Origin of the sequence: Bradyrhizobium sp. PRIMUS42, assembly GCF_023006515.1 — a bacterium.
Taxonomy (GTDB): Bacteria; Pseudomonadota; Alphaproteobacteria; order Rhizobiales; family Xanthobacteraceae; genus Bradyrhizobium.
In genome coordinates this window covers 1-9,497 of record NZ_JALBGZ010000184.1, presented here as the reverse complement: position 1 = coordinate 9,497, position 9,497 = coordinate 1, and the positions used below count along the sequence as shown (strand labels likewise).

The following is a 9,497-nucleotide window of genomic DNA, read 5'->3' as shown; positions in this document are numbered from 1 at the left end:
CGCCGAACACGACGAGATTGGCGGGGTTGGAGATCGGCAGCACGAAGCTTGCGGTATTGGCGATGAAGGCGCAGACGAACAGATAAGGCAGCGGTTTTGCGCCGGCCGCGCTTGGCGGGGCGCCGACGGAACATGCTGAAGAGATCGACCATCCCCGCCTTCTAAGCCTTTCGCGACGATCCTGCGCGAATTCGCGCGATCTGCCGCACCGGCCTTTCGATTCGCCGATGCAGCATGAGTGAAGGGATGTCTCATGCCCAGTGAAACACGCCCGAAAAGCGGCGGACCCCGCTTCGATAGCCCTGCGCGCTAGATACAGTCTCGCCGGCCAAGCTTCAACCTCGGTTCGGTCGCATCCGAACCAAGACGTTGAATTCATTTCGGTTTACTTGCACCAGGCAACTGCAAAGGCGGCGCCCCGCCGGGCTTGCCCGAACCGCAATCATTGCCGCCGCCCTGCGGCAGCAGAGCCTGAACCCGGCCGTTGTCGGATTCCACCCGCGACACGCCCGTCGTCATGTCGACCATCAAACGGTCGCCGCGGAGCACGTTCTTGCACTGCGTCAGAACCACCTGGCCGCCACCGCCGAGCATGGTGATGAGATTGGTCCTGGTATCAAACACGGCGGTCTCGCCGGTCACCACCTGGTCCTTCTGGGTGACCACGACATTGCCACGTGCCTCCAGCCGCTTGATCGAGGAGCTGCCGCCCGGGCCCGGCTGCGCCGACTGCATCGGCGCCGACTTCGCGCCCTTCGCCGGTGCGGGCTGCGGCGTCGCAGGCTTGTCGCCGCCAGATTCGTAAAACACCACCAGCGTCTTCGAGGTCATGGTGGTGTCGCCCTGCACGACCTTCACATTGCCGGCGAAGGTCGCCTCCTTCTTCTTGTCGCGCATCTCGAGCGAGGCGGCCTCGATCTGGATCGGCTGGTCGCGGTTCTGCGAAAAGCCCTGCATCGCGTTGGGCACGCCCTGCATCGTGCTCTGCGCGAGGGCCGCTCCGCCGGCGACCAGCGCGACGCCGACTGCAAGTGCAGCCGCGCTGATGATGGCGCACCGCTTGTGGTCGCTGCGCGAAAAAGACTTGATCATGAAAATCATCTTGAGTTGGCAGACTTGTTCTGAGGCGTACGTGTCTTCGCCGGCGGCGCCGGCTCGGGTGGCGCAGGCTGAGCGGCGGCGGGCTCATCCAGCTTGTCCAGATGCATCACCACATTGCCCTCGAAGCGGATGACGTCGCCGCCTTCGGTGATGCGCAATTTGTCCGCGGTCAGCGTGCCATTGGTCAGCTTGACGTCGACGCGCTCGTCCGAGGAGACCGTGCCCTTGTTCATGTCGACGAAGGCGGAGTTCAGCCGCGCCTCGTAGCCGGTGGACGTGCGCAGGAAGATGTCCTTGTGCAGATCGAGCTGCTGCTGCTTGTTGTCGAAGCGGCCGGTGCGGGCATCTAGGAACAGGGTGGATTGATCCTCCATCAGCACTTTCGCGCGCAGGTCCTTGAGATCGACATGATCGGGATCGGTGATGTCCTGGGTCGCGGTCTTGGCCCAGAGCTCGTAGGGACGCTGGTCCGGCGTGAAGCCGGAAAGATGCGGCGACTCCATGGTGATCTTGGTGCCCGACACCACCATGTTTTCGACCGTGAGCGGCAGCTCCGGAATCCGGAATTTGTTAAAGAACGCGACGTAGATGATCACGGCCATGGCCACGACCACCGTCGCCGGCACCGAGACGCGCAGAATCCGCACCAGGCGGCTGTGGCGCGCCGCGCTGGCAAACTTCGCCGCAAGCGCGGCGTCGTAGGTGGGATTGTGGGCCGAATTCACCTGAGTTCCTGAGGTGTCGCTCGCCTGGTCCGGTTGAAGGGCGCTGCATTGTAACCGGCGGCGCCTGAATATGCAGCCCGCGACAGGCTGTTACGAAAGTGTCCGAAACGGGGCGACAACTCCCTCCAGGAGGGCTCAGGAGTGCGCGAAAATGTCCTCTTCCTCCCAGCCCTGGAGATCGAGCAGGGCACGGGTCGGCAGGAAGTCGAAACAGGCTTTGGCCAGCGCGGTGCGACCCTCCCGCACCAGCATGGCATCTAACCGCTCGCGCAGGGCATGCAGGTGCAGCACGTCGGACGCGGCGTAAGCGAGCTGCGGCTCGGTCAGGCTGTCGGAACCCCAGTCGCTGGACTGCTGCTGCTTGGAGAGATCGACATTGAGCACCTCGCGCACGAGGTCCTTGAGGCCATGGCGGTCGGTATAGGTGCGGATCAGGCGGGAGGCGATCTTGGTGCAGTAGATCGGCCCGGTCATGACGCCAAACGTCTGGAACAGCACCGCGACGTCGAACCGCGCAAAGTGGAAGATCTTGGTGATCTCAGGATTGGCCAGCAGCGCCTTCAGGTTCGGCGCGTCGGTGTGCCCCTTGGGGATCTGCACCACGTCGGCGCTGCCGTCGCCCGGCGACAGCTGCACCACGCAGAGCCGGTCACGGTGCGGGTTCAACCCCATGGTCTCGGTATCGATCGCCACCGCTCCGGTGTAGCGGGACAGGTCCGGCAGGTCGCCGCGATGCAGGCGTACGGTCATGGCGTTTCAAACCTCGGGTCGAATTGGTGCGTCGGCATAATAACGAATTCGGATTGCCCGCGATGTAGCCATTGCCGGCGGGCCGCGCAAGCGCGGGGTTCGGTCAGATCGCCGCCAGCATGATGCAGATCATCGCCGCGACCGTGATGCGGCTGGCGCCGTCGCGGAAGGTGTAGAGAATCGGATCATCCGGCATCTCGCGGCGATGCGCCATCATCAGGGCGCGGCCGAACCAGTAGAGCAGCAGCGGGTTGAGCAGCCACAGCATCCAGGGCCGGCTGTACAGCGGCGTGACCGCGCTCGAGGAGACGTAGAGCGAGAACACGGTCACCGCGTTCATCGCGCTCGCCGCCGCCATCGCGGCGATGATTTGCAGATCGGTGACGCGATAGTCGCGGTTGGAGGGATCGGCAAGGCCTGCGCTCTCGCGCATGCTGAGCTCGCTGAAGCGCTTGATCAGCGCCAGCGAGGTGAACACGAACAGCGAGAAGATCAGCAGCCATTCCGACAGCACCACGCCGACGCCGACCGCGCCGGCCACGATGCGAAGCGTGTAGAGACCGGCGAGCGTGACGATGTCGACCAGCATCTTGCGCTTGAGCACGAGCGAATAGGCGATCGTGGTGACGAGATAGGCGCCGAGCACGCCGAGGAACAGCGGCGAGATGCAGAGGCCGGCTGTGACCGCGAACAGCCACAGCGCAGGGATCGCTAATAGCGCGGACGAGATCGGCAAGTCGCCGGCCGCGAGCGCGCGATGGCGCTTGGTCGGATGCTGCCGGTCGGCCGCGAGATCGAGCAGATCGTTCATCAGATAGGCGCCGGATGCGCAGGCCGAGAACGCCAGGAACGCCAGCAACGCGGAGCCGAAGCTGGCAAGGTTCAGCTGATGCGCGGTGATCACAGGCACGAACACCAGCGTGTTCTTGGCATATTGATAGACGCGCAGCGCCTTCGCCCAGGTCTTGAGGCTGGCTCTGCTTCTGTCGCGATTTTCGATGTGCTCGATGGAGGCGCGATCGAACGGCAGGCTGCCCGCAGCGAGGTCGGCCGGGGTGACGACGCCGTCGAAGCCGAGATGCGTCGCGATGCCGGCGGCATGATCGGCGAAACGATCCGCGACGAGGTAGATCTTCTCGCCCCGCGCGCGCGCCGCCAGCGCCCGGTTCAGCACATCGGAATCATAGGGCAGATGGGCGTAGTCGATCTCGGCCCGAGCCAGGATATCGGTGAGCGCCGCCATGCCCGGTCGTCCGCCCGCACCGAAACGGGCGAGCATGAGGGCGGGCCTGCTGAAGAGCGCTTCCATCAGCAGCTCCGAGCGCAACAGCGCGCCTTCGAGATCGACGACAAGCGTCCTCGAAGCCGCCGGGGCTACCGACGGTGCACCAGACTCGTACTGCCGGGCAGGCTGCTCCATCCGAAAAACGCTTCTCGTGACCTCGACATGACCGGCATTCAGCCGGGGGAGCAGGGAAATGGACGGCCGCGAGCCTAGGGGGCATTCGCTAAGGGCGGCTTAATCGGGGCTGCAGGAGCCGCGGGAACAGAGTGGGGGAGCGCCAGCCGATCCGGAGATAAATGCAGCCTTATCAATAAGATAGAACCCAGAAACGCTCATTGCATCTTCTTCTGCGCAGGCACGGCCGGCTTGACGGGGGTCACCTGGGCTTGCGGCTGTGCCGTTGCAGCGTCCGGCGTCGCGATCGCGATCGCGAACAGACGCCATTGCCCGGCCACGACCTGAAACGTGAGATCGAACTGGATCTGCTGCGGCCGGGTCGGAATGTAGCCTGCAAGACGCAGCATTCCGCGCTGATCGAGCGCGGGCGCCTCGCTGAATTGCGGCGCCAGCAATGCAGCACCATAGAGGTCGAAGTTGCGGCGCCGCAGGTCGAGAAAATTCAGCCCGAGATCGGCGGCACTGTTGCGTGCCTGGAAGTCGGGCGCGGCGAGGTCGCGCAGCACCGTGTAATTGCCCGTGCGGTTGGCATCGTTGAGCGTGAGCAGTGTCGAGCGGATCAGATAGAGCGCTTTCTCCAGTGTGACGGGCAGCGACGGCTGCGCCGGGGCCGGCTCAGGCGTCTTCTGCTGAGCCATCGCCGCGTCGTTCGCACAGGACAGCAGCAGCGCCAGTGCGATCAGCGCTCGCGCAATCAATTGCATGGAACGACCCTTTGCATGGAACGGCCCTGCTGCCTTCACCAGCCGACGCGCATGCCGACGCGGCCGCCCAATCCGCCGCCATTCGTGCCATAGGTCAGACCGCCACTGGCCTGGACGTGCTCGCTGACGCGCAGCGCCGCGCTCATCGAGAGGGCATTGGTGTTCTGGAACGTCCCCCAGTTCATGCTCATCGCGATCCTCTCGGACGGCATCAGCCAGGGCGAGCCGGACATCGCGAAGGCCATCGCGACACCGTTGATCGCCTTACCGGTCCTGCCGTCGAGGTCGTTGAGGCGGGCGTTGATGCCTGCGAGCTGGCTGTTGATGCCCGCGATATCCGCGGGGCTCGCAAACCCGAGCGCACTGAGCGAGGTGGAGGCGAGATTGCCGGCAGCGTCGGTGGTGACGAGCTGCACGGGCCCGGACTGCGCGGTCGTGCTCGCGGCCGAGGTGACGCCTGTCATCGTGTAGGTACTGCTCGCGGTCCCGTAAACCTGCTGGTTCGCGCGCGTCGCCGTGGCGCCATTGCCGATCGCGGTTGAGTTCGCGAAGGTTGCCGATGCACCATTGCCGAAGGCCGACGAATTCGCGCCGGTGGCGTTGGCGCCGTTGCCCACCGCGGTGTTTGCGACACCGTTTCCGCTCGCATTGGCGCCGGTTCCAATGGCGGTGTTGAAGCTGCCGGTGCCGCTGGCATCAGATTGCGCACCGTTCGCGACGTTCCCCGAATTGGTGCCATGGGCATGCGCCAGATAGCCGGTCGCCGTGTTGAAGCTGTTGGTGCCAAGCGCGACGGCGGCGTTGCCGGTGGCGACGTTGTTGCTTCCGGACCCGCTCGCGTTGGAATTCAGGCCGGTCGCGATATTGTAGCTGTTGTCGCCGGTCGCGTTGGAGTTGACGCCGGTCGCAATGTTGCTGCTGCCGTTGCCGAAGGCGCTAGCGTTGGTCCCCGTCGCGGTGTTGGCGCTGGCGTCCCCGTAAGCCCTGGCGACAAACCCGGTCGCAAGATTTCTGCTGTTGTTGCCGGAGGCATTGGAACTGCGCCCTGTGGCAACGTTCCTGCTGTTGTCTCCGTTGGCCAGGGCGGTCAGCCCGGACGCAAGATTGCCGCTGTTGTTGCCGCTGGCGTTGGCGCCGGCGCCGGCCGCGATATTGGTACTGTTGTCACCGCTGGCTTGCGCGTTGTTTCCGGACGCCATGTTTTTGCTGCCTTCACCGCTGGCGATGGCTCCCGCTCCGGTCGCGCTGTTGAAGCTGTTGTTGCCGCTGGCGTTGGCATTGTTTCCCGTGGCCCCATTGGAGCTGCTATCGCCGCTGGCGTTAGCGCCGGCCCCGACCGCGGAGTTGTTGCTGCCGTTGCCGGCAGCGGAAGCGGACGGCCCACAGGCAAAATTACCCCCTGAGCCCGCCGCACTGGCGCCTTGGTCGGATAGGGCACCATCCACGCAGATGAACTGGGCCAGGGCTTGCGGCGCGCCGGCGCAGGCCGCGATCGCGGCAAGCAATGCCGTCGCGAGACAGGCGGCGATTCGCGCGCGCAACGAAATCATCATGTTGGTCCCCACCCCGTCCTCCTACCTTGCGACCGGCAAGTGGCGCACGAGGATCGAAGACCGCCGTCACTTCCAGCCCCAGGCCGCCACTGCGTCAAAACAATTGACGCTTGCGCGGCACGGCGACACTCAAAGCATGCAGTCCATGGCTTTGGAAGACGCCGGATGCGCGAGGGACCGCGCGGCATTGCGTCCTCCCATATTCATGGGGTGCGGGGCCGGCGCCAGGCTTCTCAACCCACGCACGCTTTTCGCGAAGCCGCCGGACGGTTGGTCGGATCGCGGGCTGTTGCACGGATTCCACAACCCGGCGCGAGCTTCAGGTTTCGGCAGGAACGAGGGCCGTGCGCCCGTGAAAATCGTGTCGGCCGACCCCATCTGCCAGTTTCTCTCCCCGCTCCCGACGAAATCGAGATCCATGACCGAACAGACGCTCGCTGCGCCTATCGACGATCCATCGGAACGCCCGCGCGGCTTCACGCGCTATCAGGCGCTTCTCATTGCGCTGCTCGCGTTCACGCAGTTCACCATCATCCTCGACTTCATCATCATGTCGCCGCTCGGCGCCATCCTGATGCCCGCGCTCGACATCACGGCCGGGCAATTTGGCATCGCGGTGTCGGCCTACGCGTTCAGCGCGGGACTGTCGGGCATCCTGGCGGCCGGCTTTGCCGATCGCTTCGATCGCAAGCGCATCTTGCTGTTCTTCTATGTCGGCTTCACGCTCGGCACCATGCTGTGCGCCGCGGCGCCGAACTACCACGTGCTGCTGCTCGGCCGGATCGTGACCGGATTGTTCGGCGGGGTGATCGGCTCGGTGGTGCTCGCCATCATCACCGATCTATTCCCGCTACAGCTGCGCGGTCGCGTGATGGGATTCGTCCAGACGGCGTTCGCCGCGAGCCAGGTGCTCGGCATTCCCGCGGGGCTGTTTCTCGCCAATCACTGGAGCTGGCATGTCTGCTTCATCGCGATCGTCGTGGTGTCGATCGCGGCGATCATCATCATCGCCTTCGCGATGGAGCCGGTCGATGCGCATCTGAAGCTGAGGCAGGACAGAAACCCGTTCCGCCACCTGGTCGCGACGATCGGTGAGCCGCGCTACACGCTGGCCTTTGCCGTCACGACATTGCTGGCGACCGGCGGCTACATGTTGATGCCGTTCTCCAGCGCCTTCACCGTGTACAATCTCGGCATCGACCTCACGCATCTGCCGACGATCTATCTCGTCTCCGGCCTGTTCAGCATCGTCACGGGGCCGATGGTCGGCAGGGCGAGCGATGCGTTCGGCAAATACCCGACCTTCGTGTTCGGCTGTGTGATGACCGTCATCATGGTGCTGATCTACACCCATCTCGGCCCGGTCTCGCTCGTGACCGCGATCACCGTCAACGTGCTGATGTTCGTCGGCATCTTTTCACGGATGATCCCGTCGCAGGCCCTGATGTCGGCGATTCCCGATTCCACCCAGCGCGGCTCCTTCAGCGCGATCAGCGCCTCGCTCCAGCAGCTCTCCGGCGGCCTCGGCTCGGTGCTTGCCGGCGCGATCATCGCGCAAGCGCCCGACGGCTCCCTGATCCATTTCGACCGGATCGGCTACGTCGTCGTCACGACGACGATGGTCACGCTGGTGATGATGTATTTTGTGCAGAAGGCGGTGGCGGAGCGGGCGGGGAAGAGGATGGTGTGAGGGGACGGTCCACAGGTACCTGTCCCGCGCGTGCGACGAGAGCGCCATCTCTATCGATCTAAGGCAGATCCAATCCTGCTCCACATTCAGGTGAACCAACGCGGCGCCTTCCATGACCAAAGTTGCATGTATCACCTATCGGTCGAAAACCTCGTAAGACGGGTCAAGACGCATTCAAGGACATCGATTGGAGAGGGCGTAGCCAAAGCCGCATACCCCCTCGTTTCCCCTTCCCACTCGCCGTCCGGCGCTTCCGCCACACCCGCCGGTCTACCGTCTTGCTGAGCTTCGTTTGCTCGCAATCGTATTGCGTTTCAAATTTTCGATGCGCTGAACGGAGATCTCCAATGAAGCTCAAACTTTCCGCCGCGATGTTCGCCGCAAGCCTCCCGCTCGCATCGATGGCTTTCGCCCAAGGCACCGCGCCAGCCGACCATGCAGTGATCGATGCCTGCCTGAAGACCGCGGAGAAAACCGGTGGTTTCGGCGGCGCGTGCGTCGGGCTCGTCGCCGACCCCTGCATCAAAGCGGCAGATGGCGCGAATGACGACGTCGCCAAATGGAAAGCCTGCGCGGCGCGCGAACTCGCCGTGTGGACGCAGAAAACAAGTGAGGCGCTAAAGAACGTTAAGGCCGGCGGATTCACCGACGTGATCAAGGCGGTCGAGGAATCCCAGAAGACTTTCGCCGCGTCGCGTGATCGCTTCTGCGGGGTCTTCGACAAAGTCGAGCCCGGCATGTACAAGGGCAGCGCGAGCTACTGCCGCCTGCGCGAGACCGCGAACCGCTCGCTGAGCCTGATCAAGCTCGGCGCTTCGGTCAACGAGCACTGAGAGGCGATCCTGACCGAGGACCCACTAACCCTCAGATTTCGCGAGGGATCGAAAGGCAAAGATGGTGCCCAGGAAAGGACTCGAACCTTCACGGCCGTTAAGCCACTGGCACCTGAAGCCAGCGCGTCTACCAATTCCACCACCTGGGCATGCCGTTTGGGGCACGGAGGCGGTTACTACGGTTCGGTGACGCCGTTGTCAATTCATGCTTCAAGCCCGGTTCGGGATGCCGATTGCGCATCGCAAACCGGCCCGATACAAGCCTGACAAGACGCACTCTTTTCCGCAGGAATGGCTCCTATGACATCGAATCTGGACACGCTCGTCACGGTTTTCGGCGGATCGGGGTTTTTGGGCCGCAGCGTGGTCCGCGCCCTGTGCAAGCGCGATTACCGGGTCCGGGTCGCGGTCCGGCGGCCGGAACTGGCCGGATTCCTCCAGCCACTCGGCCGGGTCGGGCAGGTCCACACCGTGCAGGCCAATCTGCGCTATCCGGCCTCGGTCGAGGCGGCGCTGCGTGATTCGCACGTCGCGATCAATCTGGTCGGCGTCCTCACTGAAGCCGGCGCGCAGACGTTCGACGCCGTTCAGGCCAGGGGCGCCGAAACGGTCGCCAAGGCGGCCGCCTCCGCAGATAGCTCCCTGGTCCATGTCTCCGCGATCGGCGCCGACGCCGAAT

Annotated in this window: 9 protein-coding genes and 1 tRNA gene; 3 read left to right on the top strand and 7 right to left on the bottom strand. The window is 64.3% G+C overall.

The window, feature by feature from the left end; translation table 11 throughout:
* Positions 1-375 precede the first annotated feature (375 nt).
* The 6 genes from MOV75_RS16115 to MOV75_RS16090 form a co-directional block, all read right to left on the bottom strand.
* Complete coding sequence (locus tag MOV75_RS16115; protein ID WP_246926503.1) at positions 376-1,092, bottom strand: LptA/OstA family protein; 717 nt, start codon at positions 1,090-1,092, stop codon at positions 376-378.
* A 5-nt stretch (positions 1,093-1,097) separates the two neighbouring features.
* Positions 1,098-1,826 (bottom strand): LPS export ABC transporter periplasmic protein LptC, encoded by a 729-nt coding sequence (gene lptC / locus MOV75_RS16110; RefSeq protein WP_246926502.1) that lies wholly within the window; start codon positions 1,824-1,826, stop codon positions 1,098-1,100.
* A gap of 135 nt (positions 1,827-1,961) precedes the next feature.
* Positions 1,962-2,576 (bottom strand): ribonuclease D, encoded by a 615-nt coding sequence (locus MOV75_RS16105; protein ID WP_246926501.1) that lies wholly within the window; start codon positions 2,574-2,576, stop codon positions 1,962-1,964.
* A gap of 103 nt (positions 2,577-2,679) precedes the next feature.
* The gene (locus MOV75_RS16100) at positions 2,680-3,996 is read right to left on the bottom strand and encodes a UbiA family prenyltransferase (protein ID WP_247006167.1); all 1,317 of its coding nucleotides are present in this window, start codon (positions 3,994-3,996) and stop codon (positions 2,680-2,682) included.
* Positions 3,997-4,193: 197 nt separating this feature from the next.
* On the bottom strand, positions 4,194-4,742 hold the full coding sequence (locus tag MOV75_RS16095) for a hypothetical protein (protein WP_246926499.1): 549 nt from the start codon (positions 4,740-4,742) through the stop codon (positions 4,194-4,196).
* A 35-nt stretch (positions 4,743-4,777) separates the two neighbouring features.
* Positions 4,778-6,295, bottom strand: coding sequence for a hypothetical protein (locus tag MOV75_RS16090; RefSeq protein ID WP_246926497.1), 1,518 nt, complete (start codon positions 6,293-6,295; stop codon positions 4,778-4,780).
* 418 nt (positions 6,296-6,713) lie between these two features.
* Here MOV75_RS16090 and MOV75_RS16085 point away from each other — a divergent pair, with 418 nt between their 5' ends.
* Both MOV75_RS16085 and MOV75_RS16080 read left to right on the top strand, forming a co-directional pair.
* Positions 6,714-7,985 carry an MFS transporter gene (locus MOV75_RS16085; RefSeq protein ID WP_246926495.1) on the top strand — a complete coding sequence of 424 codons (1,272 nt, stop codon included), beginning with the start codon at positions 6,714-6,716 and terminating at the stop codon, positions 7,983-7,985.
* Between the two features lie 347 nt (positions 7,986-8,332).
* Complete coding sequence (locus MOV75_RS16080; protein ID WP_246926494.1) at positions 8,333-8,818, top strand: lysozyme inhibitor LprI family protein; 486 nt, start codon at positions 8,333-8,335, stop codon at positions 8,816-8,818.
* A gap of 62 nt (positions 8,819-8,880) precedes the next feature.
* On the opposite strand, the gene MOV75_RS16075 is transcribed toward MOV75_RS16080, so the two are convergent.
* Positions 8,881-8,967: transfer RNA gene (locus MOV75_RS16075), tRNA-Leu, on the bottom strand.
* 151 nt (positions 8,968-9,118) lie between these two features.
* Here MOV75_RS16075 and MOV75_RS16070 point away from each other — a divergent pair.
* Positions 9,119-9,497, top strand: a 379-nt coding sequence (locus MOV75_RS16070; protein WP_247006165.1) for an NmrA family NAD(P)-binding protein, incomplete at its 3' end; no start/stop codon positions are given.

Bases quoted from the DNA above. Each gene is read 5' to 3' on its own strand.
- MOV75_RS16115 (WP_246926503.1), bottom strand. From the start codon at position 1,092: ATGATCAAGTCTTTTTCGCGCAGCGACCACAAGCGGTGCGCCATCATC.
- MOV75_RS16105 (WP_246926501.1), bottom strand. From the start codon at position 2,576: ATGACCGTACGCCTGCATCGCGGCGACCTGCCGGACCTGTCCCGCTAC.
- MOV75_RS16100 (WP_247006167.1), bottom strand. From the start codon at position 3,996: ATGGAGCAGCCTGCCCGGCAGTACGAGTCTGGTGCACCGTCGGTAGCC.
- MOV75_RS16095 (WP_246926499.1), bottom strand. From the start codon at position 4,742: ATGCAATTGATTGCGCGAGCGCTGATCGCACTGGCGCTGCTGCTGTCC.
- MOV75_RS16090 (WP_246926497.1), bottom strand. From the start codon at position 6,295: ATGATGATTTCGTTGCGCGCGCGAATCGCCGCCTGTCTCGCGACGGCA.
- MOV75_RS16085 (WP_246926495.1), top strand. From the start codon at position 6,714: ATGACCGAACAGACGCTCGCTGCGCCTATCGACGATCCATCGGAACGC.
- MOV75_RS16080 (WP_246926494.1), top strand. From the start codon at position 8,333: ATGAAGCTCAAACTTTCCGCCGCGATGTTCGCCGCAAGCCTCCCGCTC.